Origin of the sequence: Roseomonas sp. OT10 (assembly GCF_020991085.1) — a bacterium.
In the GTDB taxonomy this organism is placed as follows: Bacteria; Pseudomonadota; Alphaproteobacteria; order Acetobacterales; family Acetobacteraceae; genus Roseomonas; species Roseomonas cutis.
Window position 1 is genome coordinate 4536267 of sequence record NZ_CP087719.1, and the last position, 24368, is coordinate 4560634.

General features: G+C 72.7%; 23 protein-coding genes. 8 read left to right on the plus strand and 15 right to left on the minus strand.

Translation table 11 applies throughout. The features are described from left to right. Window positions 1–2: 2 nt before the first annotated feature. From LPC08_RS20665 to LPC08_RS20705, 9 genes are all read right to left on the minus strand, one after another. Window positions 3–842, minus strand: a complete 840-nt coding sequence (locus LPC08_RS20665) for a transketolase (protein ID WP_230450117.1) — start codon at window positions 840–842, stop codon at window positions 3–5. Further along, window positions 839–1963, minus strand: a complete 1125-nt coding sequence (locus LPC08_RS20670; protein WP_230450118.1) for a glycerol dehydrogenase — start codon at window positions 1961–1963, stop codon at window positions 839–841. The genes LPC08_RS20665 and LPC08_RS20670 overlap by 4 nt, the downstream gene beginning before the upstream one ends. Next, a complete protein-coding gene (locus tag LPC08_RS20675; RefSeq protein ID WP_230450119.1) occupies window positions 1960–2976 on the minus strand; it encodes a Gfo/Idh/MocA family protein in 1017 nt (338 codons plus the stop codon). The genes LPC08_RS20670 and LPC08_RS20675 overlap by 4 nt, the downstream gene beginning before the upstream one ends. A gap of 270 nt (window positions 2977–3246) precedes the next feature. Further along, on the minus strand, window positions 3247–4197 hold the full coding sequence (locus LPC08_RS20680) for an NAD(P)-dependent oxidoreductase (RefSeq protein ID WP_230450120.1): 951 nt from the start codon (window positions 4195–4197) through the stop codon (window positions 3247–3249). Beyond that, window positions 4194–4607 (minus strand): carboxymuconolactone decarboxylase family protein, encoded by a 414-nt coding sequence (locus LPC08_RS20685; RefSeq protein WP_230450121.1) that lies wholly within the window; start codon window positions 4605–4607, stop codon window positions 4194–4196. The genes LPC08_RS20680 and LPC08_RS20685 overlap by 4 nt, the downstream gene beginning before the upstream one ends. A 125-nt stretch (window positions 4608–4732) precedes the next feature. After that, the gene (locus LPC08_RS20690; protein WP_230450122.1) at window positions 4733–5551 is read right to left on the minus strand and encodes a shikimate dehydrogenase family protein; all 819 of its coding nucleotides are present in this window, start codon (window positions 5549–5551) and stop codon (window positions 4733–4735) included. Window positions 5552–5553: 2 nt separating this feature from the next. Beyond that, complete coding sequence (locus tag LPC08_RS20695) at window positions 5554–6336, minus strand: SDR family NAD(P)-dependent oxidoreductase (RefSeq protein WP_230450123.1); 783 nt, start codon at window positions 6334–6336, stop codon at window positions 5554–5556. Next, window positions 6333–6881: a carboxymuconolactone decarboxylase family protein gene (locus LPC08_RS20700; protein ID WP_230450124.1), complete on the minus strand. Its 549-nt coding sequence runs from the start codon at window positions 6879–6881 to the stop codon at window positions 6333–6335. Before LPC08_RS20700 ends, LPC08_RS20695 begins: the two co-directional genes overlap by 4 nt. Window positions 6882–6897: 16 nt before the next feature. Beyond that, window positions 6898–7917, minus strand: a complete 1020-nt coding sequence (locus tag LPC08_RS20705) for an amidohydrolase family protein (RefSeq protein WP_230450125.1) — start codon at window positions 7915–7917, stop codon at window positions 6898–6900. 262 nt (window positions 7918–8179) lie between these two features. Here LPC08_RS20705 and LPC08_RS20710 point away from each other — a divergent pair, with 262 nt between their 5' ends. The 5 genes from LPC08_RS20710 to LPC08_RS20730 all read left to right on the plus strand — a co-directional run bounded on the left by LPC08_RS20710 (window position 8180) and on the right by LPC08_RS20730 (window position 12096). Continuing rightward, a complete protein-coding gene (locus LPC08_RS20710; protein WP_230450126.1) occupies window positions 8180–8962 on the plus strand; it encodes an alpha/beta fold hydrolase in 783 nt (260 codons plus the stop codon). After that, window positions 8959–9768, plus strand: coding sequence for an alpha/beta fold hydrolase (locus tag LPC08_RS20715; RefSeq protein ID WP_230450127.1), 810 nt, complete (start codon window positions 8959–8961; stop codon window positions 9766–9768). Before LPC08_RS20710 ends, LPC08_RS20715 begins: the two co-directional genes overlap by 4 nt. A gap of 73 nt (window positions 9769–9841) precedes the next feature. Beyond that, window positions 9842–10432, plus strand: coding sequence for a DUF4286 family protein (locus LPC08_RS20720; RefSeq protein ID WP_230450128.1), 591 nt, complete (start codon window positions 9842–9844; stop codon window positions 10430–10432). A gap of 79 nt (window positions 10433–10511) precedes the next feature. After that, window positions 10512–11222 (plus strand): metal-dependent hydrolase, encoded by a 711-nt coding sequence (locus LPC08_RS20725; RefSeq protein WP_230450129.1) that lies wholly within the window; start codon window positions 10512–10514, stop codon window positions 11220–11222. A gap of 46 nt (window positions 11223–11268) precedes the next feature. After that, complete coding sequence (locus LPC08_RS20730) at window positions 11269–12096, plus strand: GntR family transcriptional regulator (RefSeq protein ID WP_230450130.1); 828 nt, start codon at window positions 11269–11271, stop codon at window positions 12094–12096. A 585-nt stretch (window positions 12097–12681) separates the two neighbouring features. On the opposite strand, the gene LPC08_RS20735 is transcribed toward LPC08_RS20730, so the two are convergent. Both LPC08_RS20735 and LPC08_RS20740 read right to left on the minus strand, forming a co-directional pair. After that, entirely contained in the window at window positions 12682–13653 is a 972-nt protein-coding gene (locus LPC08_RS20735) for a Bug family tripartite tricarboxylate transporter substrate binding protein (protein ID WP_230450131.1), read from the minus strand. Between the two features lie 62 nt (window positions 13654–13715). Beyond that, window positions 13716–14705 (minus strand): tripartite tricarboxylate transporter substrate binding protein, encoded by a 990-nt coding sequence (locus LPC08_RS20740; RefSeq protein ID WP_230450132.1) that lies wholly within the window; start codon window positions 14703–14705, stop codon window positions 13716–13718. A gap of 302 nt (window positions 14706–15007) precedes the next feature. Between LPC08_RS20740 and LPC08_RS20745 the strand changes: the two genes are divergently transcribed. The 3 genes from LPC08_RS20745 to LPC08_RS20755 all read left to right on the plus strand — a co-directional run bounded on the left by LPC08_RS20745 (window position 15008) and on the right by LPC08_RS20755 (window position 19004). After that, window positions 15008–16657, plus strand: coding sequence for a thiamine pyrophosphate-binding protein (locus LPC08_RS20745; RefSeq protein ID WP_230450133.1), 1650 nt, complete (start codon window positions 15008–15010; stop codon window positions 16655–16657). Between the two features lie 65 nt (window positions 16658–16722). Further along, the gene (locus tag LPC08_RS20750) at window positions 16723–17997 is read left to right on the plus strand and encodes a CaiB/BaiF CoA transferase family protein (protein ID WP_230450134.1); all 1275 of its coding nucleotides are present in this window, start codon (window positions 16723–16725) and stop codon (window positions 17995–17997) included. A 2-nt stretch (window positions 17998–17999) separates the two neighbouring features. Then, the gene (locus LPC08_RS20755) at window positions 18000–19004 is read left to right on the plus strand and encodes a Bug family tripartite tricarboxylate transporter substrate binding protein (protein WP_230450135.1); all 1005 of its coding nucleotides are present in this window, start codon (window positions 18000–18002) and stop codon (window positions 19002–19004) included. On the opposite strand, the gene LPC08_RS20760 is transcribed toward LPC08_RS20755, so the two are convergent. The 4 genes from LPC08_RS20760 to LPC08_RS20775 form a co-directional block, all read right to left on the minus strand. Continuing rightward, entirely contained in the window at window positions 18991–19704 is a 714-nt protein-coding gene (locus LPC08_RS20760) for a GntR family transcriptional regulator (RefSeq protein ID WP_230450136.1), read from the minus strand. The two genes, LPC08_RS20755 and LPC08_RS20760, sit on opposite strands and share 14 nt — an antisense overlap. 124 nt (window positions 19705–19828) lie before the next feature. Beyond that, a complete protein-coding gene (locus LPC08_RS20765; RefSeq protein ID WP_230450137.1) occupies window positions 19829–20743 on the minus strand; it encodes an SMP-30/gluconolactonase/LRE family protein in 915 nt (304 codons plus the stop codon). 88 nt (window positions 20744–20831) lie between these two features. Further along, window positions 20832–21641: a metallophosphoesterase family protein gene (locus LPC08_RS20770; RefSeq protein WP_230450138.1), complete on the minus strand. Its 810-nt coding sequence runs from the start codon at window positions 21639–21641 to the stop codon at window positions 20832–20834. 4 nt (window positions 21642–21645) lie between these two features. Beyond that, complete coding sequence (locus LPC08_RS20775) at window positions 21646–24216, minus strand: CaiB/BaiF CoA transferase family protein (RefSeq protein ID WP_230450139.1); 2571 nt, start codon at window positions 24214–24216, stop codon at window positions 21646–21648. Window positions 24217–24368 lie beyond the last annotated feature (152 nt).

Sequence of the window (24368 nt, forward strand, 5' to 3'; positions counted from 1 at the left end):
GCTCAGCCCTCCAGCTCGGTCAGGGCCTGGGCCGCCACCTCGGGGGGCAGCTTGGCGAAATGGCTCTTGCGGCCTTCCAGGGCGGAAACGCCCCGTCCCGGCCGCGTTTCGGCGATCAGCACGGTCGGGCCTGCCGCGTGGTCCCGTGCGGCGGCGAAGGCGGCCAGCAGCGCCGGGATGTCGTGGCCGTCCACCGGGATGGCGTTCCAGCCGAAGGCGCGCCACTTCGCGGCGATGTCGCCCATGTTCAGGACGCTGGTGGTGGCGCCGTCCACCTGCATGTCGTTCACGTCGACGATCGCGCACAGGCCACGCAGCCCGAAGGCGGCAGCGGACATCGCCGCCTCCCAGGTGGAGCCCTCCTGCAGCTCGCCGTCGCCGATCAGCACGTAGACCCGGCTGGCGCTGCCGCGGCGGCGCAGCGAGAGGGCCATGCCCACCCCGACGGAAAGCCCCATGCCGAGGGAGCCGCAGGTCGCCTCCACCCCGGCCAGGCGCTCGGAGGCGATGATCTCCATCGGGCTGCCGTCCACGCCGTACTGCGCCAGCTCCTGCACGGGCATCACCCCGCGCTCGGCCAGGGCCGCGAACAGGCCGACGCCGTAATGGGCGGGCGAGAGCACGAACCGGTCGCGGCCTTCCCAGCCCGGGTCCTCGGGGTCGAAGGCCATCTCGTGGAAATAGAGGGCGGCGAGGATGTCGGCGGCCCCCAGCCCCTGGCCCGCATAGCCTTCCCCGATGGGGGCCACCATGCGCACGACGTGGCGGCGCAATCGCCGCGCCTTGTCCGCGAGGGCCGTGGCGTCGAGCCCGAGGCGGTGGGTCGTGGGATGGGCTGTCATGCGTGCTCCTGCGCGTTCGGCGGCGCATCGGTGCTGCGGGCAAGGGCATCCACGGCGAGCATCGCGTCGCGGAGGGCGGCGACGGTGAGACGCGGCCCGGGCAGGTGGCCGGCATGCGGGGCGGTAAGGGTCGCCTCGGCGATTCGTTCGAGCCCGGCGCGATCCCCGGCCGACAGCCCGATCTCCGCCAGCCGGCGCGGCAGGCCGACCCGGGCGTGGAAGGGCAGCAGCTGCCGTAGCATCGCTTCCTCGCCGGCGAGGTGGAGCTGGACCAGCAGCCCGAAGGCGACCTGCTCGCCATGCGGCCGGTGCGCGGAGCCGGGATGCCGCGTGAAGCCGCGGGTGAGGGAATGCGCGATGGACAGCCCGCCATTCTCGAAGCCGAGCCCGCTCATGAGGATGACCGCTTCCACGGTCGCCTCGAAATCCTCCGTCAGCCGGCCCGCCGCGACATCCGCCATCGCCTGCGGCGCGTGGCGGAGCAGCGTCGCGAAGCCGTGCATGGCGATGGCCGCACCGGTCCGCAGGGGCGGCGTCCCGAAGGGCGTGATGCCGTCCACCGCCGCGCACGCCTCCGCCTCGAAACGCTTGGTGATCCCGTCGCCGATCCCCGCCCGCAACAGGACGGGCGGCGCGCGCAGCAGGATCTCCGTGTCCACCAGCACGGCCTCCGGACTGCGCGGCAGCCGCTCCACCCGGTCCAGCGCGCCATCGTCGCGGTACATCACGAAGATCCGGCTGGTGGGGGAATCGTTGGAGGCCGCGGTCGGCACGGTGACGACGGGGACGCCCCGGCGCAGCGCCACCGCCTTGGCCGCGTCGATGGCACGCCCCCCGCCCAGGCCGATGACGCAGCCCGCCTCCGCCGGCAAGGCCGCGTCCAGCTCCGCCACGCCGGCATCCGACACCTCGCCGCGCAGCGCGGCGCCGCCGGCGGCGACACCCGCCCCCCGCAGCGCAGCCAGCACCGCCGGCCCGTGCAGGGCCAGCATCGCGGCGTCGGCGACGAGGGCGGCCGCGCGCGCGATGCCCGCCACCACGGGCCCGATCTCCCGCAGCGCGCCGGGCCCCTGCAGGTAGAGGCGCGGGCCGCCGAAGGCGCGCACGGCCGCAGCGCTCATGCGGGCACCGCGGCCCGGGTGGGGGCCAGCCTGTCCGGGGGCGGACCGGCCAGGGCGTAGGACGCCTCGATCAGCCGCATCACCGGCAGCATCGCGTCCAGATCGGCCAGCGGCGCCTGGCCGCGACGCGCCCGCTCCAGCACGTCGCGCACGAAGGCCGGATATTGCCCGACATTGGTGGTGTGCATCCGCAGCCTCCGCCGCGCGCCGTCATTCGCGGTCACCTCCACCGTCTCCGCGTCCGGCACGGCGAGGTAGTGGCGCGGCGTGCGCAGGGCGAAGTGCAGGTCGAAGGTGCTGGTGGGCGCCGGGTAGAGGTAGCCGGTTTCCACCAGGGCGAGCGCGCCGCCCGGTCCCGCGAAGGCCAGGGCGCCGTAATCCTCCACCGGATGACCCCAGGCGGCGTTGGACAGGCTGGTGGCCGCCGGGCGTGCCGCCTCGCCCCAGAGCGCATGGACGATGTCCACGAAATGCGGCCCGAGGTTGAGCACGCAGCCGCCCCCGGCCGTGGCGGGGTCCAGCATCCAGGCGCAGCCTGCATCCAGGTAGCGCTGCGCGAAGCCGGCGATGAAGCGGAAGGCCATGTGCTGCACGCCGCCATCCTCCGCGGCCAGGTCCTGCAGCAGCCGGAAGAAGTCGCCGTTCCGCAGCACCAGCGGCACGGCCGCGAAGGCCCTGCGCGCCGCGGCGAGACGGGCGATGCGTGCGAGCTCTGCGCTGTCGAGGCCGCAGGGCTTCTCCAGGGCGAAGGGGATGCCTTCGCCGATCAGGAATTCCGCCTGCGCGGCCATGTCGGCATGGCGCCCGAGGGCGAAGACGAAATCGGGCCGCTCGCGCCGGCAGAGCTCCCGGTAGTCGCGGTCGTCGGGGCAGCCCAGCCGCTGGCCGAGCGCGGCGGACACGGCGGGATCGGGATCGCTGACACCAGCCAGCACGAGGCCGGGGATCTGGAGGGCGGGGTCCAGGTAGAGCGGCAGATGCCAGTGGGACGCACCCACGAAGGCGACTCGCATGTGGCGCTTTCCTCCATGGTCTGGCAGCCCCTCCGCCAGTATGCTCCGGGCCGCCAAAGTGTCGACACAAATACGTGCCGATTCCGGAAATTGTCGGCAAAACTGATCGAACAGTCTATTGGTGTACACACTCTCATCGGCTGCTGCTGCGACGGTCCCCACGGCCGCCCGATGGGTCGGAAGGGATGGCGGCGGCCGCACGCTCTCTCCCGAGCCCCCGCCAGCCCTTCGAGCCGGTGTGTCGCCACCATGCTTCCGGCGCGGCCGTGCTCACCGCGTGCCGGCCGGCTCCACCGGGGCCGGGCCCAGCTCGTCCCCGGCGAGCCGCTCCGAGAGCCGCGCCAGGGCGGTGTGATCCTGCCCCGGTCCGAGCAGGGCCACCGCGCTGGCGGACAGCTCCCGGCACAGCGCGGCGAAGGGCGCGGGCGTGTCGGTCTCGCGCCCGATCTCCAGCGCGATGCCGAGGTCCTTGACCATCAGATCCAGGCCGAACCCGGAATCGAAGCGGCGCGACAGCACGAACTGCTTGAACTTCTTCTGCGTGCTGTTGTTCATGCCGGTGGACGCGTTCAGCACGTCCACCATGAGCGACGGGTCGAGCCCGAACCGCTGGCCGATCAGCAGGGCCTCGACGCCGATCAGGAAGCCGGCCGCGCTGACCAGGTTGTTGAGGGCCTTCATCGCCTGGCCGGCCCCCACGGCGCCGCAGCGGTGGATGCTGCTGCCCACGGCGGACAGTACCGGCGCGGCGCGCTCCAGCGCCGCGGCCTCGCCCCCGACCATGATGGACAGCTCGCCGGTCCTGGCGCGCGACACGCCGCCGGAGACGGGCGCATCGATCATGGCCACGCCGCGGCCGGACAGCAGGCCGGCCAGCCGCCGGGTGGCACCCGGGGAGCCCGAGCTCATCTCGATCACCAGCGTGCCGGGCGCCAGCCCCTCGCCCATCGCCTCCAGCACCTCCGCCACCTGCCGGCTGGTGGGAAGGATGGTGACGACCGCGTCCGCTCCGCGCGCAGCCTCCACGGGGCTGGCGGCCGCCCGGCCGCCGCAGGCCTGCGCGAACTGCTCCGGGCGTCCGGTGGCGGCGTCGCAGGCGATCACGTCGAACCCCGCGCCCAGCAGCCGCGACGCCATCGGCCAGCCCATGTTGCCGATGCCGACGAAGCCGATGCGGCGGATCAGCGGCGTGCCGGCCGCCGGCGGCGAGGCGAGGCTCATTCCGCCGGCCCCTTGGCGGGGCCAGGCAGGGCCCCCTCCGCCACCAGCACCTCATGCGCCGCCTTGAAGGCGTCGAGGCCGGCAGGGATGCCGCAATAGGCCGTGGCGTGCAGCAGCACCGCCTTGATCTGCTCCACGCTCAGGCCGTTGTTGAGCGCGCCCTTCACATGCAGCTTGATCTCGTGCGTGCGGCCGAGGGCCGCCAGCATGGCCAGGTTCAGCATGGAGCGCGTCGGCCGGTCGAGCGTCGGGTCCCCCCAGGCCCAACCCCAGGCCCAGGCGGTGGTGGCACGCTGGAAGGCCATCATGAAGTCGTCGGCCCTGGCCAGCGAGCCGTCGACGTAGTCGGCGCCGAGCACCTCGCGGCGGATCGGCAGGCCTTTGTCGAACAGTGCCGTGTCTTCGGACATGCGGACCTCCTGGAGGGGCGGGGTTGGGGCATCCGCGGCGCCCCTGCGTCCGGCGCGGATGCCCGTGCTGCGGCCGGAGGAGCAGGCCCGCGCCGGCCGGCGCCGCCGCCTCCTGCTGCCTGCACTCACGCGCCGGCGGTGACGAAGGCCGCCAGGATCGGCACCTGCGCGGTCAGCATCGGCAGGCCGCCATGGGTGACGCAGCCACGGCCTGCCGCCGCGGCGAGGAAGGGCGTCACCGCCGGCTGCATCACCACCTCCGCCGCCAGCATGGCCGGCACGAGGCGCGCCGGCTCCACCGGCAGGGCGTCGCCGGGGTGCAGGCCCAGCGAGGTGGCGTTGACCACGATGTCATGCCCCGCCGGGTCGGGGCCGCCGGCCGCAACCGCGCCACCCGGGCAGGCCTGGCGCAGCCGGGCCGCCAAAGCCTCCGCCCGGTCGGGCGTGCGGTTGTGGATGGTCAGCGCCGATGCCCCGTGCCGCAACAGCGCGAAGCCGATGCCCGCGGCCGCGCCCCCCGCGCCCGCCATCCAGACGCGGCGCCCTTCGACCGGGTGGCCGGCCATCCGCAGCCCCGCCACGAAGCCCTCGCCGTCGAACTGGCCGCCGACGAGCCGGCCGTCCGGATCGCGGCGGATGGCGTTCACGGCCCCGGTCAGGCGCGCGGCCTCGGTAAGGGAGTGGCACAGCGCCGCGATCCGCTCCTTGTGCGGCACCGTGACGATGATGCCGTCCAGGTTCGGCAGCCGCCGCAGCCCGTCCACCACCGTGGCCAGGTCGCCGGGGGCGACGTGCATCGGCACCAGGACGGCGTCCTGGCCGAGCGCGGCGAAATGGGCGTTCATCGCGCCCGGCGTGCGCAGATGCGCGACCGGGTCGGCGAGGATCGCCAGCAGCCGGGTGCGGCCGCCGATCGAGGCGCGGCTGGCGACGTCGTCCGCCATGGCTACGGCGCCCCGTTGGCGGTCCAGCCGCCATCCACCGCCAGCACGGCGCCGTTGATGCTGGACGCCGCCGGGGAGGCGAGGAACAGCGCCATCGCCGCCACCTCGCCCGGCTGCACCAGCCGGCGCTGCGGCGAGCGGTGGGCGATGGCCCCGGCGTCGAGACGGCCGCGTGCCAGCAGGTCGGCCACCAGGGCGGTTTCGACATAGCCGGGGGCGAGCGCATTCACCCGGACCCCGTGCTCCGCCCATTCGCAGGCCAGGGAGCGGGCGAGGTTCGCAACGCCGCCCTTGGTGCCGCAATAGGCCGCGCGGCCGGAGCCCCCCACCGCGTGATACAGGCTGGCCGTGAAGAGCAGCAGGCCGGAGCCCTGCGCCACCATGCGGCGGCCGGCGGCCTGCGCGGTCAGGAAGGCGCCGGTCAGGTTCACCTCCACCGTGCGCCGCCACTCCGCCTCGGTCAGTTCCAGCGTGGGCTTGTTTGCGGACAGGCCGGCATTGGCATGCGCCACGTCCACGCCGCCCCAGGCCTCGTCCATGCGGGCGAAGGCGCCCTCCACCTCGGCGGCATCGGCGACGCTGCCGCGCACGGTGATCCAGCCGGCCGGCGCATCCGGCACCGGCCCCAGATCCAGGATGCAGACCCTGGCGCCCCGGGCGGCGAAGGCATCGGCCACAGCGCGGCCGATGCCCTGGGCGCCGCCGGTGACGAGGACCCGCGTCCCGGGCGGCGGCAGGGGCGAGGGCGTCGCCGCCTCGCCCGGCAGGGCCATGGCCGTGCTCATCGCGGCAGCGGGAATTCTTGCAGGCAGGGCAGGTAATCCGGCTCCACATCCACCTCCAGCGTCGCCAGCAGCCGCACCACCCCGCAGTAGAAGGCGACCACCACCGTCAGCTCCGTCAGCCGCTCCGCATCCAGGTGCGCGCGCAGGGCGTCGAAGGTCGCGGCCGACATGCCGGGGCCGTGGTACATCTCGCGCGCCCCGCGCAGCACCATCCGGGCGAGGGGCTCCAGGCCGCTGTCCTGCCCCTCTGTCTCCGACGCGATGGCGGCGATGTCGGCATCCGGCACGCCGAAGTCGCGGCTGATGCGGATGTGGTGCGACCACTCGTAGGGGCTCCGCGCCAGCCATCCGACCTGCAGGATGGCCAGCTGCCGCAGGCGCGGATCGAGCCGGCTGCGGTGGCGCACGAACATGCCGAGATTCTCGATGGTCTGCGCCGCGCCCGGGCTGTTCGCCAGGATGCGGTTGAGGGCGATCGGGCGGGCGAGGATGTCGCGGTGCTCCGGAGGCAGGTCCAGGGGGTCCAGGTAGGGAAGGCGGGCCATCGGCGGCGTGTCCCCGTCAGCCCAGGTCGCCGAGGCGGTAGAAGCGCGCCGCGTTGTCATGGAACAGCCCCGCCCGGTCCTCCGCCGGCCAGCCGGCGGTGATGCGCTTGAAGGCGTTCCACAGGGCAGTGTAGCCGCAACTGGCCTTGTCGACCGGGAAGTTGCTCTCGAACATGCAGCGGCCGGGACCGAAGGCTTCGACGCAGGTCTCCACGTAGGGCCGCCAGGCCTCGGCCAGCCGGCGGGAATCGGGCGGCTCCGCCCCCTCGTGGAAGTCGAATCCGAAGAGCCGCATCCCGAGCCCGCCGAGCTTGATGTGCAGGTTGGGGCAATGCGACAGCTCGCGGATCGCCGCGCTCCAGGCGGCGAAGACGTGCCGGCGGCGTTGGGCATAGGGGCCGATGCCCACGGCGCCGCCGACGTGGTTCAGCACGATCGGCGTGTCCGGGAAGGCGTCGGCGAGGTCGCGGAGTTCCGCGAGCTGGGTATGGTACATCCATGCGTCGAAGCTCAGGCCGAGTGGCGCGAGCTGGGCGAAGCCCTCGCGGAAGGCGGGCTCCAGGTACAGCATGGGCGGCGGCGTCGCGACGGAGCCCCGCGCACCCGGATCCGGATGCCAGGCGGCGATGTGGCGGACGCCCCGGAAGCGGCCGGCCCCCGCCTCGATCTGCGCTTCCAGGACGGGGCGGATGGCGGCGCCGGCGCAAAGCTCCGCAAAGCCGACGATGCCGTCCGCGACGCGGCAGCCTTCCGGGCGGCGGGCCGCCTGGCGTGCCGCGGCCGCCACGAACTCCACCTCGCCGACCGGCTGGAACAACGGGTCGCCGCCGCTGCGGAAGCTCGTCCGGCATTCGATGAAGACGCTGGCGCGGATGGCGTGGCCGCCGGATGCATCCGCCAGGAAGTCGTCGAGCAGATAGGCGTCGTCCGCCCTGTCCCAGAGGTGGTGGTGGGCATCCACGATCGGCAGCTCCGGCTCCAGGGCCGGTTCGGCGTTGCGGGCCAGCCAGGAGGGGCGGATGACCGGGTGCCGCACGGTCGCGGCGGTGGTCGCGCTCAGAACAATTCCTCCTTAATGTCGACATTATGCTTGCCACCAGTCTAGGGCTCCGGCGTGCCGCGCGTCGACCCCCTATTCCGTCTTTCGGCCACAGATAAGAACTGATCCCGCTCGGTAGGCCACCCCAGGCACCATCGCCTGCATTGACAGAGGTGACGTGGCGAGCAAGTGTCGACATGAAAGGGGAGGCCCCGATGACCAGGACCCTCGCTGCGGCATTGCGCCGCCTGCCGTCGCGGTGAGCGCGCTTTCCCTGCACGGCCAGGCCGAGGGCGAAGGGCCGCTGGTCGTCCTGCTGCATCCGGTGGGCCTGGACGGCAGCTTCTGGGGGCCGCTCCCGGCGGCGCTGGCCGGGTCGCGCCGGGTGCTCAGCCTGGATCTCGCGGGGCATGGCCGCTCGCCCGCGGTGTCGCGCCCGAGGCCGATCGAACTCTATGCGGATGACGTGGCCGATTCCATCCGCAGGGCGGGTGGCCCGGCCGCCGTGCTGGGGCTCAGCTTCGGGGGCATGGTGGCCCAGGTGCTGGCCCTGCGGCATCCGGAGCTGGTGTCGGCGCTGCTGCCTTGCGGCTGCGGCGGCGACTTTGCCGAGGAGATGCGCCCCATGCTGCGGGAGCGCGGCCTGGCGGCGGAACGCGGGGGGATGGCGGCGGTGGCGCAGCCGACCCTCGATCGCTGGTTCACCGCCGGGTTCCGCGACGATCCGGCCGTGGCGCGGGTACGGGCGCGGCTGCTGGGCGACACGGTCGAGGGCTGGTCCGCCGGCTGGCACGCCATCGCCGGGCTGTCGGCCACGCCGCAGCTCGGCCGGATCGCCGTGCCCACGCTGGTGGTCGCGGGGGAGCAGGACGCGGCCACGGCCCCCGCCGTGTCGGAGGCGACGGTGGCCAGGCCCATCCCGGGCGCGCGCTTCGCCGTGCTGCCCGGCGCGCCGCACATGATGCAGATCGAGTGCCCCGACGCCTTCACCGCCGCCGTGGCGGGTTTCCTGCTCGGCAACGCGCGGCCGGCGGCAGCATGAGCGGCCTGCTGCACCATCGCGTGAGCGGGCGGCCGGTCGGCGCGGGGCCGGCGCTGCTACTGATCCATCCGCTCGGCGCGTCGCTGGACTTCTGGGACGCCTGCCTGCCGGCCTGGGAGCCGCGCCTGCCATGCGTCGCCGTCGACCTGCGCTCCGCCGGCGCCTCGCCACGCGGGGAGGTCCCGCCGGGACTCGACGCGCATGTGGCGGATCTCGAGGCCCTGTGCGAAGCGCTGGGGCTGGAAGCGGTCGTCCCCGTCGGCTGCGCCATGGGCGGCATGGTCGCCGCCGCCCATGCGGCGCGCCACCCGGGGCGGGCGACGGCGCTGGTTCTGTCCAACCCCACGGCGCGCTCCTCCGATGCGGCGCGGGCGATGCTGACGGAGCGTGCCGCGACCGTCCGGGCCGGCGGCATGGCGGCGATCCTGCCCGGCGCGGTGGAACGCCCCTTCGAGGCGCAGCCGCGCGATGCGCGCTTCGCACGCTACCTTGCCGCCTTCGCCGCCCAGGATCCGGCCGCCTATGCCGATGCCGTGCTGGGCTTCGCCGCCGCCGATGCGGGCGACGACCTGTCACGCATCCGCTGCCCCGTGCTGCTCGTGCCAGGGCGGTACGACCTGCTGCTGCCGCCCTCCCTGGCCGAGGAGGTGCGGCGCCTGCTGCCTTCCGGCGACGTGCGGCTGGAGATCGACGAGGAGGGCGCGCATTTCCTGCCCTATCAGCGTCCGGCGCGCTTCGCGGCCCGGGTGCTGGACTTCCTCGACTCCGTGCAGGGTTCCGGCAGTGGCGCGGTCGCCGCGCGATGAGGATTCCGCTCCGCCACCGGCCTGCGCGATCCGCGGACGGGTGCGCCGGCGCGCGGGCGAACGAGGAGGATGCATGACACGGAAGGGCTTCCTGCTGGTGCTGATGCACCCGCCCACCGCCTTCGAGGAGGAGTTCAACGCCTGGTACGATTCCGAGCACGTGCCGGAACGCCTGGCGGTGCCGGGCTTCGAGAGCGGGCTGCGCTACATCAGCGTGTCGGGGGCCGCGCCCCGCTACCTCGCGATCTACGACCTCGCCGCGCCGGAGGTGATGGAGTCGCCGGACTACCTGCGCGTCGCGCATGAGCGCTCCAGCCCCTGGACCAAGCGCGTGACGGCCAGGGCGCGGGTGCAGCGCTTCGCCGGAACGCAGGTCTATCCCGGCGACCGCGTCACCGGGCGCGCGGCACGGATCGGGCTGCTGCGCTTCCGCGGCCTGCGGGAGGGCGATGCGGATGCCGTGGTGGCAGGCATGCGCGACCTGTACGAGGGAAGGCCAGAGGTGCGACAGGTGCGCGTGCTGGCGCAGGATTCGGGCACGGCCGGCACCGACGTCCTGGGCGTGGTCGAGGCGGCCGCCCCGCTGCCGGACAGCTTCGATCCCCGCGTCTTCGGCGATGTCGCCGGCGCGTTGGATCTGGTCGGCAGCTACACGCCCTTCTGAGCGGCGCCGGCCGGAAAGCTATGGCCAGCCGCCGGCATCTCCACTAGAGCTGCCGGGGCGGCAAGCCGACGAGGCGACGATGCGTATCACCTGGTTCGGCCATTCGGCCTACCGGCTGGAGTTCGGGCGGTCGGTCGTGCTGATCGACCCGTTCCTGTCGGGCAACGGCACCTTCCGGGGCGATGCCGAGGCCGCGACGGCGGGCGCGACCCACATCCTGCTGACGCATGGCCATGGCGACCATGTCGGCGACACCGTCGCCATCGCCCGGCGCACCGGCGCCAAGCTGGTCGCCACCTTCGAGCTGTGCCAGTTCCTCGGCGCCAAGGGCGTGGCCGCGACCGACCCGATGAACACCGGCGGCACCACCGACCAGGGCGAGTTCAGCGTCTCCCTCACCATCGCCTTCCACTCCTCCTCGGAGATGGACGCCAACGGTGTGCTGCAGACCCTGGGCCTGCCCAACGGCCTCGTCGTCACGCCCAAGGACAAGGCGGAGCCGGTGGTCTACCACATGGGCGACACGGACATCTTCTCCGACATGGCCCTGATCGCCGAGCTGTACGACCCGGCGGTGGTGATGGTGCCGATCGGCGACCGCTTCACCATGGGGCCGCGCAGCGCCGCGCTCGCGGTCCGCCGCTTCCTGCCGAAGGCGCGGACGATCCTGCCCTGCCACTACGCCACCTTCCCGCCCCTGCTGCAGTCCCCCGAGCCCTTCCTGCGCGAGATGGGCGAGCAGGCCGGCCGCGTGCGCGTCCCCGCCATCGGCGAAGCCTTCACCGCCTGACGGCATGGACACGGAGCGACCGGCACACGGACGGCGCCGCCCTGCCATGGCCGACCGCGAGGTCGACCTGCCGCCGTCGCAGGAGGTGGATGGCGCGCCGGCCTCACCCAATCTGCAGCGCTTCCGTGCCATCATCCGCCGGGTGCTGTCGCGCGGGGACGAGCAGTCCTCGCTGGTGACGGAGATCGCCTGCACCATCGGGGCGGAAATCCTGGACGGCATCCAGCAGCCGGGCCAGGACCTGAACTCGGTGGAGTTGGCCCGCCGCTTCCGCACCAGCCGTACGCCGACGCGCGAGGCACTGGTCCTGCTGGAGAAGGAAGGGCTGGTGGAAATCCCGCCCCGCCGCAGGCCGCGTGTGGTCAACCACTGCCTGGCGGAAATCCAGGAAATCTACCGGGTGCGCGCCGCGATGCTGGCGCTGGTGGCGACCGAGGCCGGCGAGCATGCCACGGCCGAGGAGATCGCCGACCTGCGCGCCATCGTGACCGCCATGCAGGAGGCCGCGTCGAAAGAGGATCGCGACGGCTATTACTGGGGCAACGTCCGCTTCCACGAACGCCTTGGAGAGCTGTCGAAGAACCGGACGTTGCAGCGGCTTCTCGATTCTCTGGTTCTGCGCAGCCTTCGCTTCCGTCGCCGCACGCTGTCAAATCCGGAACGCGTAAAGCGCTCCATCGCCGACCATTCGCGCCTGGTCAGCGCGCTGGAGGACCGCGACCTCTCTTTGGCAGCCGCGCTGGTGCAGGCCAATGTCCTGGGCGCGCTGCGGATGCTGGAAGTCATGCTGCAAGAGGATGCGCGGTCCGAAAAGTGTGGCCGACCGGCGCCCTCGGCCGGCCGAAGGGCTGATCCGGATGGCGGGATGACCTGACCCGTGGTGCTGTGGTGTTCCGGCGTCGGACCGGGAGGGGACGCCGTCCCCTCCCGGACCCTCCCCTGCCGGGGCCACAAGCGGGCCCCGGTCCCCGCTGGGAGTCTGGTGCTTCCGGTGAGCGTCAGCCTCCGGGCTGAACCCTGACGGAACGCGGACAGGCGGGACTCTGAAAAAGCTTTGAAGGCGTCAGCAATTGCTGCGGCCGTACCCGCCGAGGAGCCATGCTCCTCGGCGCCGTGACCCCGTCGCAGTCATCTGCGCGGCAGCACTCCTCGGGTCCAGGGCCCGCAGGGTCCTGGCGGAGTGGGGGTACGGGGGCGAGGCAGAGCCTTGCCCCCGGGCCACGCGCGCACCCCGCGCCGGCACGGAGTGGCGCGTCCCGCCGTTCGTGTGAGATCACAGTGACGATTTCAGTACGAGGTGCAGCCGACAGTGCGCCACGGCCACTTCGCGCCCTCGGCATCGGCCTCCGGACAGGCGTGCCAATCCGAGGCCAGAGCGGCACGGGGGCGCGGCCATACGGCCCGGAGCGCCTTTGTCACCGTGGTCTTCCCTCCGACAATGCGCAGCGCGTCGGGCGCGTCAATCGATCGTGGCGCCGGACAGCCGCACCAGCTCGGCCACCTTTGGCAGTTCCCGCGCGTAGAAGGCCGCAAACTCCTCCGCGCTGCTGCCGACCGGCTCCGAGCCGAGCTGGAGGATGCGGTCGCGCAGGCGCGGCGCCCGCAGTGCCGCCATGGTTTCCTGGGACAGTCGGTTGATCGCGGCGGGCGGCGTGCCGGCCGGCGCGAAGAGGCCGACCCAGATCGCCAGCTCGAAGCCCGGCAGCATCTCGCCGATCGCCGGCACCTCTGGCAGCTGCGAGGTCCGCCGGGTCGTGGTGACGCCGAGCGGCCGGAGCTGCCCAACCTTGATCTGGTCCAGCACCTCGATCACCGCGCTAAACACCAAGTCCACGCGCCCCGCCACGAGATCCGCCGCCGCCGGGGCGCCGCCGCGATACGGCACATGCGTCATCCGGATGTCCGCGGCACGGCCGAACAGCGCTGCCGCCAGGTGCTGGGAACTTCCTGGCCCCGCCGTGCCGTAGTTCAGGCGCCCCGGATTGGCCTTGCCGTAGGCGATCAGCTCCTGCAGCGACCGGGCGGGCACGGCCGGGTTTACCACCAGCACGTTCGGGGTGAAGGCGACCAGCGACACCGCGGCGAAGTCCTGCGAGGGGCTGAAGGGCAGGTGCTTGTACAGGGCCGGGTTGGTCGCGTGGGTCGAGGTCGTGGCCATGATGAGCGTGCAGCCGTCGGGGGCGCTGCGGGCCACGTGCTCGGACGCGATGTTGCCCCCTGCCCCGGCGCGGTTCTCCACCACGACCGGCTGCCCGAGGAGCGGGGCCAGCGCCTCGGCGAGCAGCCGGGCGGCAAGGTCCGTGCTGCCGCCGGCAGCGAAGGGCACGACGATGCGCACCGGGCGCTCCGGTGCCCAGCGCGTTTCCGCCCGCGACCTCCCCGACAGGCAAGGGAGCGCGGCCAGCGCCGCGACGAGATGACGACGATCCATCCGCTCCACTCTCCCCCTGCAACCGGCGCCAGGCGTCTTTGCCAGCCGGTGCGTTGGACGATTCAGCCGGGCGTCGCGCCGGAGATGCGCACCAGCTCGGCCCATTTCGGGATTTCGCCGGCCTGGAAGGTCGCGAACTCCTCGGACGTGCTGCCCACGGCCTCGAAGCCGATCTCGGCCAGCCGTGCGCGCAGGGCCGGCTGGCGCACGACCTTCGCGGTTTCCCGCGACAGGCGGTCGACGGCCGCTGGCGGCGTCCCGGCCGGTGCGAAGAGACCCACCCAGCCGGCGACCTCGTAACCCGGCAGCGCCTCGGCGATCGCGGGAATGGCGGGCAGCAGCGCGATGCGCCGGGCGGTGGTCAGGCCCAGCGCCACCAGCGCGCCGCTGCGCACCGGCTCCAGCACCTCCACCACCGGTGCGAAGACCAGCTGCACGCGGCCTGACAGCAGGTCGGACACGGCCGGTGCGCCGCCGCGATAGGGGACGTGCGTCATCTCGATGCCGGCCATGTAGCCGAACAGGGCGGCGGAGATGTGCTGCGAGCTGCCGCTGCCTGCCGTCCCGTAGTTCAGCCGGCCGGGATTCGCCTTCGCATAGGCGATCAGCTCCTGGATGCTGCGCGCCGGCACGGAGGGGTGCACCACCAGCATGTTCGGCGCGTAGGCCACGAGCGACACCGCCGCGAAGTCGCGCTGGGGGTCATAGGGAAGGTTGCGGAACAGGGCAGGGCTGGCGGCGTGGGTCGTCGCGCTGGCCATGATGAGCGAATAGCCGTCCGGGGCGCTGTGCGCGACATGCTCGGCCGCGATGGTGCCGGACGCGCCGGCGCGGTTCTCCACCACCACGGGCTGGCCGAGCGGTGTGCTGAGTGCCTCCGCGACCAGCCGCGTGGCGACGTCGGTGCTGCCGCCGGCGGCGAAGGGGACCACGATGCGGATCGGGCGGTTGGGGTTCCAGCCCCCCTGCGCCTCGACCCTGCCTGAAGGGAAGCCGGCCAGCAGGGGGCCGAAGCCGGATGCCAGCGCGATGAGTCCCCGACGCGACTGCATGATCTTGTCCCTCCTCAGGGCGGCGCCCCCGGCCCGGCGGCTGCAAGGTGTTGCCGACCTCTTTGGGGTATTCTATATAAAATATTACAAGTGTCGACATATTCAGTGCCGACAAGCGCAATGAAGGGTGCCTCGCCATCTCCCGGTGGCCGGCAGGCCCTCGCGCAGGGAGGGATAAAGATGGCGCGCCTGCCAGGATGCGAGTTCACCCGAGGCTCTGCCGATTGCTGCACCGCGAAGGAAGCGCCTTCTCGCCGCGACGGCCGGATGACCGCCCACGCTGGACATGCCGGGGCCCGGCCATGACCATCAAGGCGCACGACCTGGTGGGCCTCGCCCTGGCTCGCCATGGTGTCGACACTGGCTTCTTCATCATGGGCGGGCCGATGAACGGGGCGCTGTCCTCCTGCATCGCCCAGGGCCTTCGCATGATCGACGTGCGGCACGAGCAGGCCGCCGCCTTCATGGCCCAGTCCTATGCCCGGCTGCGCGGCCGCCCGGGCCTGTGCATGGCGGCCTCGGGCCCCGGCACGATCAACCTGACCACCGGCCTCGCCAACGCCCTGGTCGACTGCGCGCCCGTGGTGGCGTTGGGCGGCTCCAGCCCCGTCAGCCAGGCGGGCCTGGGCGCCTTCCAGGAGATCGACCAGCTCGCGATCATGCGCCCGATTACCAAATGGGCGGAGCGCGTGCACGATCCGCGCCGCATCCCGGAATACATCGGCCTCGCGCTGCGCCACGCCATGGCCGGACGGCCGGGCCCGGTCTACCTCGACCTGCCGGGGGACGTGCTGCACGCCGACGTGGACGAGGACGCGGTGCGCTGGCCCGACACCGACCTGTCCGGGGCGCTGACGGCCCGCCCCGCCGCCTCGCCCGCCGCGCTGGCACGGCTGCTGGAGCTGCTGCGCGGCGCCGAGAGGCCGCTGATCCTGTCCGGCAGCGGCATCCTCTGGTCCGGCGCGTCGGCCGGGCTGCAGCGCTTCGTCGAGACGGCGGGCATCCCCTTCTACACCACCCCGCAAGGCCGCGGCGCCGTGCCGGACGACCACGCGCTCTCCTTCCCGCGCGCCCGCTCCACGGCCTTCCGGGAAGCCGATCTGGTGCTCATCCTGGGAACGCGCACCAACTACGTCTTCGGGCATGCCAGGCCGCCGCGCTTCGCGAAGTCCGCGCGCTTCGTGCGGATCGACATCGAGCCGGCGGAGATCGCCGGCGACGGCCACCTCGCCCTCGGCATCGTCGCCGATGCGGGCGCGGTGCTGGCCCAGCTCGACGAGTCGCCGTCGCGGGACGACCTCGCCCACCGCTATGCCGGCTGGCGGGCGCGGCTCGCCGCCCTGGACGAGGAGAAGAAGGCCGCAGCGGAGGCGAAGCTGGCCACCGGCCAGGTCCCGATCCATCCGCTGCGCCTGTGCCGCGAGGTCCGCGACATCCTCGACCGCGACGCCGTCCTGGTGGTGGACGGCCAGGAGATCCTGAACTACGGCCGCCAGTCCATCCCCACCTTCGTGCCGGGCCATCGGCTGAACTCCGGCCCCTTCGGCACCATGGGCGTCGGCCTGCCCTTCGGCGTGGGCGCCAAGGCGGCGTTGCCGGACAAGCAGGTGGTGGTGCTGCACGGCGACGGCTCCTTCGGCCTGAACGCGATGGAGCTGGACACCGCGGTGCGCCATGGCCTTCCGCTGCTGGTCGTGATCAGCCTCAACGGCGGCTGGACCGCCGATCCGGACGAGGTCAAGCCGGGCCGCAAGCTCGGCTACACGCGCTTCGACCGCATGGCGGAGGCGCTGGGTTGCCACGGCGAGTACGTGGAGCAGCCAGAGGACATCCGTCCCGCGCTGGAGCGGGCCCTGCGCGCGGTCGCGGATGGCAGGGTGGCGGTGGTCAACGTGGTGACGGATTGGCGCGCTCGCGCCCAGACCGCGGAGTTCACCGCCTTCACGACCTGACGCGCCAGGGCGGACCGTGATGGCGCCGCACGGCCCAGGCCGTGCCGAGAACGGAGGAAACAGGAATGCTCGATACGGTGCGGGACGCGCAAAGCGGCAGGGGCGAGCAGCCAGGGGATGCCGCGGCGCCCCACGGCGCGCTCGCGGGCGTGCGGGTGGTCGACCTGACGCAGTTCGAGGCGGGGACCTCCTGCACCGAAACCATGGCCTGGCTGGGCGCGGACGTCATCAAGGTCGAACCCCCGGGCAAGGGCGAGCAGGGCCGCAGCTCCTCCACGGATGCGGCGGGGGCGGACTCCCATTACTTCCTGCTGCTGAACGCCAACAAGCGCAGCGTCACCTGCAACCTGAAGCACGAGCAGGGTCGCGCCCTGCTGCGCGAGCTGATCGCGACGGCGGATGTCTTCATCGAGAACTTCGCCCCCGGCGTGATCGAGCGGCTGGGCTTTCCGTATGAGGAGGTTGCGCGCCTCAACCCGCGGATCGTCTACTGCCAGATCAAGGGCTTCGCGCCCGATGGCCCCTATGCGAAGTTCCTGGCCTTCGACCCGATCGCCCAGGCGGCGGGCGGCGGCCTGTCCATCACCGGCGAGGCCGATGGCCGGCCCCTGAAGCCCGGGCTGAATGTCGGCGACACGGGCACGGGATTGCACGCCGCCATCGGCATCATCGCCGCGCTGTACCAGCGCCAGGCCACCGGGCGCGGCCAGCGGATCGAGGTCACCATGCAGGATGCGGTGATCAACTTCGGCCGCATCGCCTATGCCACCCAGGCCATGTACGGCTCGCCCGCCCCGCGCGCGGGGAACCAGAGCATCATCGCCGGCACCTCGCCCAGCGAGGTCTATCCCTGCAAGGGCGGCGGCAAGAACGACTACTGCTACGTCTACACCACGCGGGCGGGGAACCGGCACTGGGAAAGCCTGCTCAAGGTCATCGGCCGGGAGGATCTGCTGGGCGATCCGCGTTTCGACTCGCCCAAGGCGCGCCAGCGCAACTACCGCGACGTGGACGCGGTGCTGTCGGAGTGGACGAAGCATCACGACAAGATGTGGGTGATGCAGACGCTGGGCGATGCCGGCGTCCCGGCGAGTGCCATCTTCGACACCCAGGAGCTGTCGGACGATCCGCACCTGCGGGCACGCGGCACCTTCGTGACGGTCCAGCACCCGGTGCGCGGCGCCTTCGTGATGCCGGGCTTTCCCATCAAGATGTCGGACTCGCCGGTGACGGTGGAGGCGGCACCCCTGCTCGGCGCGCACAACGAGGCCGTCTATGGCGGGCTGCTCGGCCGCAGCGCCGAGGAGCTTCAGGCGCTGCGGAACGACGAGGCGATCTGACCATGCCCCTCACGCCCCATGCGCTCACCCGCCGTCGCCTCGCGGCGCTGCTCGGCGTCGCGTTGCCCGGCGCCGCGCTGCCCCGCGCCGCCCTGGCCGACGGAGAGGACTGGCCGGCGCGCCCGGTCAACGTCGTGGTGCCCTTCGCCCCCGGCGGCGCCACGGATCTCGTCGCCCGGGTCCTGGCGGAGGAGCTGCGCGTCCAGCTCGGCCGGCCTTTCGTCGTGGAGAACCGGGCCGGCGCGGCCGGCACGATCGGGGTGGAGTTCGCCGCCCGCGCCGTGCCCGATGGCTACACGCTGCTGTTCGCCACCCAGGGCACGATGACGATCAACCCCCATCTGTACAGGGCGTCGGCGGTGGACATCCAGCGCGACCTGGTGCCGGTGACGCAGACCTTCTCCGTCGATCATGTCCTGGTGGTGCCGGCGCGCAGCCCGGCCACCAGCGTCGCCCAGCTCACCGCCATGGCGCGGGAGCGGCCCGGGCAGCTCACCTATGGTTCGGCCGGGGTCGGCTCCTCCGTGCAGCTCTATACCGTCCTGTACGGCATGCTGACGGGGATCAGCCTGCTGCACGTCCCCTATCGCGGCTCGTCGCCGGCGCTGATGGACGTGATCGCGGGCCGCATCGACATGCTGATGGACTCCGTCCCCTCCTCCATCACCCATATCCGCTCCGGGGCCGTGCGGCCGCTGGCCGTCACCGGCAGGAGGCGCAACGCCGCCCTGCCCGAGGTTCCGACGATGGCCGAGGCGGGCGTCACGGATTTCGAGGCCGCCGCCTGGGGCGCCTTCATGGTCCCCGCCGGCACGCCGGAAACCGTCGTCGCGCGGCTCGGGAGTGCGGTCCGCGCCGCCTATGCCAAGCCGGCGGTGGTACGCAGCCTGGCGGACAAGGGCACGGATGCCGTGGCCTCCTCCCGCGAGGAGCTGGCGCAGTTGATCGCCCGCGACACGGAACGCTGGGGGCGGGTGGTGCGGGAGGCGCGGATCACGCTCGAATAGCGCGCCGCCGCCGTGCCTGTGCGGCCTGCGGCACCGGCTCGGCCACCGGGGCTTCCTCCGCCGCCACGGGCGACGGGGTGCTGTTCAGCCCGGCCCAGCCAGCCTCGATGTGGTCGACCAGGGCCTGGACGGCGCCCTCCCGGTTCCCCGCCTCCGCGAGGGTCAGGAAGCGCTCGTGCTCCGCGATCTGCTTCTTCCGGCGGCCCGCGTATTCCTGGCTGATGAAGGGGTACTTCGCCCAGAGCACGCGCACGAACTGCAGCGTCTGCGGGCGCTGCGCCAGTTCGTAGAGCCGGAAATGAAAGCGGTAGTTCTCCGCCCGCGTCGCCTGCGGGTCGGTTGCCGCCTCGGTCAGCGACACGATCCTGGCCTGGATCTCGCGAAGCTCGGCCAGCGCCTTGCGGGTCATGGCCGCCATGGCGCGGTCGGCCAGCTCGCGCTCCAGCAGGACGCGCAGCTCGAAGATCTCGCGCGTGGCGTCCGGCACGACATCCGGGACCAGCAGCCCCTTGTGCGAGACGCCGGCGACATAGCCCTCCGCCTCCAGCGTGTGCAGCGCCTCGCGCACCGGCGTGATGGAGACGCCGAGCTCCTCGGCGATCTGGGACTGCTTCAGCTTGGTGCCGCGCGGATAGGTTCCGGCGATGATGCGTTCCCGAAGGATGTCTGCCACCTGGTCCTGCTTGGTCTTGAACGCCATCGTCGCGATATCCCTACCCGACCCTGCCCGGGCTTTCCGGTTGCCAGAATACCCGGCCGCACTCGCCGAGGGAAACGCGCAGGGCGGGCGGCCGCCCTTCGCCGCCCGGCCCGATCCGCCCGCGTCAGCGCTGGAAGTTCAGCCGCAGCCCCGGTTCGTCCCACTGCATCCTGGCCAGCTCTCCCTTCGCGGAGAGGGTGATGTAGGCGGTCCGCATGTCCTCTCCCCCGAAGCAGATGTTGGTGGGGTGGGTGTCCGGCATCTTGACCTCGCGAACCACCCGGCCGTCGGGCGCGAACACCGTAATGAAGCCCGTGCCCAGCGTCGTCACGGCGATATCTCCCGAGGCCAGGACCGCGAGGCTGTCGAACCGGGCATGGCCCGGCAGGCCGCCGATGATGGTCCCGCCATGCGGCGCGGGGGCAGCGCCCGCCTTCAGGACGCCTGGAGACTCCACGTCGAAGCGCCACAGGCGCGCGCCTTCCGTATCGGCGACGTAGACCGTGCGCTCGTCGGGCGACAGGCCGACCCCGTTGGCGCTGAGGATGGGGTAGGCCACCTCCCGGATGGAAGAGCCGTCCGGCAGGGCATAGTAGAGCCCGCCATTGTCGCGGTGCCGCGGATGGCGCTTGCCCATGTCGGTGAAATAGAAGCCGCCCTGCCGGTCGAAGACGATGTCGTTGGGCGCCGACAGGCGGTGGCCGTCGCATTCGGCATAGAGCACCCGTCGCTCGCCCGTCCGCAGGTCCACCCGCTGCACGGAGCCGCCCTGGTAGCCGGGCGCCGGCCCCATGCCCATGAAGTGCCCGGGCAGGTAAAGGTTGCCGCCGTTGTCGCACAGGTACAGCGCCCCGTCCGGCCCCATGGCGAGCCCGTTCGGCCCCCCGGCCGGCGCGCCGAGGGGCGTCGCCGCCCCGTCCGGCGACACCCGGGTGATCCTGCCGCCATTGATCTCGGTGATGATGACGGAGCCGTCCTCCAGCACCACCGGCCCTTCGGGAAAGCCCAGACCGCGGGCCATGATCTCGATGACGCTCATCCTGTCTTCCTTCCCTGTCGCGTGGGCGATGCCGTTGCCCCGGCACGCGCCCGTCCTTCCCTCGGCCGGCGGGACGACTCGCCGGCGCTCATGGGCATGCCGGCCCGCCCACCCGGTCGGGCACCCTCTCGCGCCGCCAGCCCGCCGGCGCCGCGCCGAGCCAGCGCGGTGCCTCGCCCGGCCACAGGATGGCGCCGTCGGCCGCCACTCCCCAGCCCGAGGCCACGCCCAGCACGCGCAGACCGTCCGGCGCGGTGGACAGCGTGTTGACGTGGTGGTGGCCGTGCACCAGCAGCCTTGCGCCCAGGGCGCGTGCCAGCTCCTCCAGCGCCGCGGCGCCGATCGGATGGCTGGACGGCGCCTCGTGCGTCACCAGGATGTCGGCGCGCTGTCGCCGCAGCGCCTCCCAGTCCTCCGGCCAGATGGCCATCGCCGCCAGCGCATCGGCGAGCGCCCTGCGCTGCGCGGCGTTCCAGCCCGCCTCCAGCGTCGCGAGGTCCGCTTCCAGCTCCGCGCGGGCCTGCAGGCGTGGCGGTTCCGGCGGCTCCCAGACGCGGCGGCGGAACACGCCGCCCAGCCCGGCGACACGCAGCCCCCCGATCTCCACCACGCGTCCGTGCAGGGCCCCCGGCGCGGTCAGGGGATTGCGCTGCGGCGCGGACAGGTTTGCCCACATCTCCGGCCCGCCATCGTAGTCGTGGTTGCCGAAGATCCAGTGCACCGCCACGCCTCGCCGCAGCAGCGGCGCCGCCAGCCTGTCCAGGGGCTCGTCGCATTCCATGTCGCCCAGCAGCACCGCCGCGCGCGGCGGCGCCGGCAGGGCCGCGAGACCTTCCTCCACATAGCGCCAGTGGCGATGGATATCGCCGACGAAAACGATGCCGCAGGCGTCGCGCACGGGGTCAGATCACCCCTTCGGCCGCAAGCTCCGCCACCTCCCGGGCCGAATAGCCAAGCAGGTCCCGCAGCAACCGCTCGTTGTCCTCGCCATAGCCGGGCGCGCCGCGGTCGATGATGCCGCCGCTGTAGGCGGGCGTGGCGGACAACCGGGACGGCAGCTCCGTGACGGGCCAGCGGCCGATCCTCGTGCCCGTCACCTCCGTCATCCAGTCCAGTGCCGCGAGCTGCGGGTCCCGGTCGCAGCGGTCCTCGGCATCCTGGCACACGCCCGCCGGGACGCCGGCGGCCTGCAGGGCCGCCATGCAGCCATGCGCGTCCTGATCCCGCGTCCAGGCGGTCAGCGCCGCGTCCAGCGCGTCCTGGTTCGCGAGGCGGGCTTCCAGCGTCGAGAAGCGCGGGTCCCCGGACCAGTCCCGCCTGCCGGCAACGCGGCAAAGCGCCTGCCACTCCGCCTCCGTGAAGCAGGCGATGGCGATCCAGCGATCCGTGCCGGCGCAGCGATACGCCCCGTGCGGCGCGGCGGGCTTGTAGGGCGAGCGGTTGCCGATGCGCGTCCAGGACCGGCCGTTCACCGCATGGTCCAGGATCGGCACACCGCCATGGAAGATGCCGGATTCGCACTGCGAGCTGTCGATCCACTGCCCGCGCCCCGTACGGTCGCGGTGGAACAGGGCGCCGATGATCGCCATGGCGAAGCCATACGCGCCGATCCAGTCGAGGTAGGAATAGCCCCAGCCCGCGGGCATCGCCGGCTCCGGCAGGCCCGACATCTCCGCCGTCCCCGCGAAGGCCGCGGCCACGGGCCCGATGGTGCGGAAGCGCCCATAGGTGCCGACGCCGCCCATGCCGGACTGCTGCACGTAGATGATGTCCGGCCGGATCTCGCGCAGCGCCGCATAGCCCAGGCCGAGGCGCTGCAGCACGCCCGGGGAGAAGCCTTCCGCCACCACGTCGGACTGGGCGATCATGCGGCGCGCGATCTCCAGCCCCTTGGGATGGCGGATGTTCAGCGACAGCCCGCTCTTGCCGGCGTTCTTGTTGTTGAACTGCCCGCCCATGTCCGCATCCGTCACGCCGGGCAGCGGCGCGGTGGCGGCCCGGCGGGCGTCGCGCCCGCCGACCGGAGCCATGGCAGCCAGGCGGGTGTCCGGGTTCTCCTTCCACTCCACCTTGATGACGTCCGCCCCCAGGGCGGCGCAGAGCCGCGTCCCTCCGGCCGAGGCCAGGAACCAGGAGAAGTCGAAGATTCGCACGCCCTGGAGCGGGAAGGCCTTGCCGCGCGCCGACAGCCGCGCCGGGCCGCTGCGCGGGCGCGCCGGCACGCCCGGCCCGCCCGCCGCCGCCGGCCGCCGCAGCACCTCGTCCGTATGCTCGCCCAGGAGCGGGGCGCGGGTGCCGGGGAGCCAGCGCGTTTCCGTGCTCAGCCAGCGGCTCACCGGATAGGGCAACGCGCGGCCGAGTTCGGGATGCTCCACCGCCGCGAAGGTGCCGCGCCGCTGCCAGTGCGGGTCGGCGACGTTCTCATGCGGCTTGCGCAGCGGCGCCCAGAGCAGGCCGGCCGCCTGCGCCTCCCGCCAGGGCAGGTCGTCATAGGTGTAGGCCCGGATGAAGCGCTGGATCACCTCCACGACATGCGCCTTGGACTCGTCGGCCGCGGCGGAGCCGGGGATGTTGCGCGCGCGCAGATCCGCGCCGTCCTCGGGCGTGGTCAGGTCCGCCTGCATCCCGTACCGGGCCAGGAAGGGCACCAGGTTGGCCTGATCGCGTACGGACAGGCCCAGCGCGATGCACCAGCGCCCGTCCTTGGTATGGCCGATGTTCGGGACGTGGTTCGGGTGCTCGCCGGCGTGGCGACAGGTCATGCGGTAGAGCGGAGCCCGGCGCATCACCCAGGACATCACGTCAAGCTCGGTGTTCTTGGACACGGCGTCATGCACGGCGACGGAGACGTCCTGCCCCTCGCCGGTATGGAGCCGGTGCAGCAGCGCGGCGAGGATGCCGACCACCAGCTGCTCCCCCGCGATGTGATAGGCATGCCAGAGCTGCGGCGCGATGGGCGGCAGGTCGTAGTGCCACGGCGGCGCGGCATCGTAGCCGCAGTTCATCATCACCCCGCCCAGCGCCAGGTGAATCAGGTCGCTGGCCTTGTGGTCCTTCCAGGGGCCGGTGTCCCCGAACGGCGTCATCCGCGCCACCACCAGGCCGGGGAAGCGCCCCGGCAAGGAGTCCAGGGTCTCACCCAGGGCCGCATGCAGGGCGCCACGCGTGGAATCCAGCACGATGTCGGCCGAGCGCAACAGATTCTGCAACGCGGCACGCTGCCCGGGATCGTCGAGGTCGAGCCGCACCGAGCGCTTGCCGCGGTTGTAGGTCCAGAAATGCAGCGACCGCTCCGGATCGGCTCCGTCGCCGGCGAAGGGTCCGATGCGGCGGGTGGGGGAGCCGCCCGAGGGTTCGACCTTGATGACCTCCGCGCCCAGGCCACCCAGGATCAGGCCGGCATACTCGGCCAGCTCGTCGGCGAACTCCACCACGCGCAGCCCCGTCAGCATGCCGGGCGCGTCGGCCGGCAAGGCTCCGGGTTCCGCCGTCGTGCCTGTCTGGTCCTGCTGCCCTGTCACGCGCTCCACCCCCCCTGTTGTTGTCAGCCGCCCGGTCGGCGGCCCTGCGTCCTGCACGATCATCGTGCCCGCCCGGCAAGCGCGCATCCCACCGGACAGGGCGC

Bases quoted from the DNA above. Each gene is read 5' to 3' on its own strand.
- LPC08_RS20665 (WP_230450117.1), bottom strand. From the start codon at position 842: ATGACAGCCCATCCCACGACCCACCGCCTCGGGCTCGACGCCACGGCC.
- LPC08_RS20670 (WP_230450118.1), bottom strand. From the start codon at position 1,963: ATGAGCGCTGCGGCCGTGCGCGCCTTCGGCGGCCCGCGCCTCTACCTG.
- LPC08_RS20675 (WP_230450119.1), bottom strand. From the start codon at position 2,976: ATGCGAGTCGCCTTCGTGGGTGCGTCCCACTGGCATCTGCCGCTCTAC.
- LPC08_RS20680 (WP_230450120.1), bottom strand. From the start codon at position 4,197: ATGAGCCTCGCCTCGCCGCCGGCGGCCGGCACGCCGCTGATCCGCCGC.
- LPC08_RS20685 (WP_230450121.1), bottom strand. From the start codon at position 4,607: ATGTCCGAAGACACGGCACTGTTCGACAAAGGCCTGCCGATCCGCCGC.
- LPC08_RS20690 (WP_230450122.1), bottom strand. From the start codon at position 5,551: ATGGCGGACGACGTCGCCAGCCGCGCCTCGATCGGCGGCCGCACCCGG.
- LPC08_RS20695 (WP_230450123.1), bottom strand. From the start codon at position 6,336: ATGAGCACGGCCATGGCCCTGCCGGGCGAGGCGGCGACGCCCTCGCCC.
- LPC08_RS20700 (WP_230450124.1), bottom strand. From the start codon at position 6,881: ATGGCCCGCCTTCCCTACCTGGACCCCCTGGACCTGCCTCCGGAGCAC.
- LPC08_RS20715 (WP_230450127.1), top strand. From the start codon at position 8,959: ATGAGCGGCCTGCTGCACCATCGCGTGAGCGGGCGGCCGGTCGGCGCG.
- LPC08_RS20720 (WP_230450128.1), top strand. From the start codon at position 9,842: ATGACACGGAAGGGCTTCCTGCTGGTGCTGATGCACCCGCCCACCGCC.
- LPC08_RS20725 (WP_230450129.1), top strand. From the start codon at position 10,512: ATGCGTATCACCTGGTTCGGCCATTCGGCCTACCGGCTGGAGTTCGGG.
- LPC08_RS20730 (WP_230450130.1), top strand. From the start codon at position 11,269: ATGGCCGACCGCGAGGTCGACCTGCCGCCGTCGCAGGAGGTGGATGGC.
- LPC08_RS20735 (WP_230450131.1), bottom strand. From the start codon at position 13,653: ATGGATCGTCGTCATCTCGTCGCGGCGCTGGCCGCGCTCCCTTGCCTG.
- LPC08_RS20740 (WP_230450132.1), bottom strand. From the start codon at position 14,705: ATGCAGTCGCGTCGGGGACTCATCGCGCTGGCATCCGGCTTCGGCCCC.
- LPC08_RS20745 (WP_230450133.1), top strand. From the start codon at position 15,008: ATGACCATCAAGGCGCACGACCTGGTGGGCCTCGCCCTGGCTCGCCAT.
- LPC08_RS20750 (WP_230450134.1), top strand. From the start codon at position 16,723: ATGCTCGATACGGTGCGGGACGCGCAAAGCGGCAGGGGCGAGCAGCCA.
- LPC08_RS20755 (WP_230450135.1), top strand. From the start codon at position 18,000: ATGCCCCTCACGCCCCATGCGCTCACCCGCCGTCGCCTCGCGGCGCTG.
- LPC08_RS20760 (WP_230450136.1), bottom strand. From the start codon at position 19,704: ATGGCGTTCAAGACCAAGCAGGACCAGGTGGCAGACATCCTTCGGGAA.
- LPC08_RS20765 (WP_230450137.1), bottom strand. From the start codon at position 20,743: ATGAGCGTCATCGAGATCATGGCCCGCGGTCTGGGCTTTCCCGAAGGG.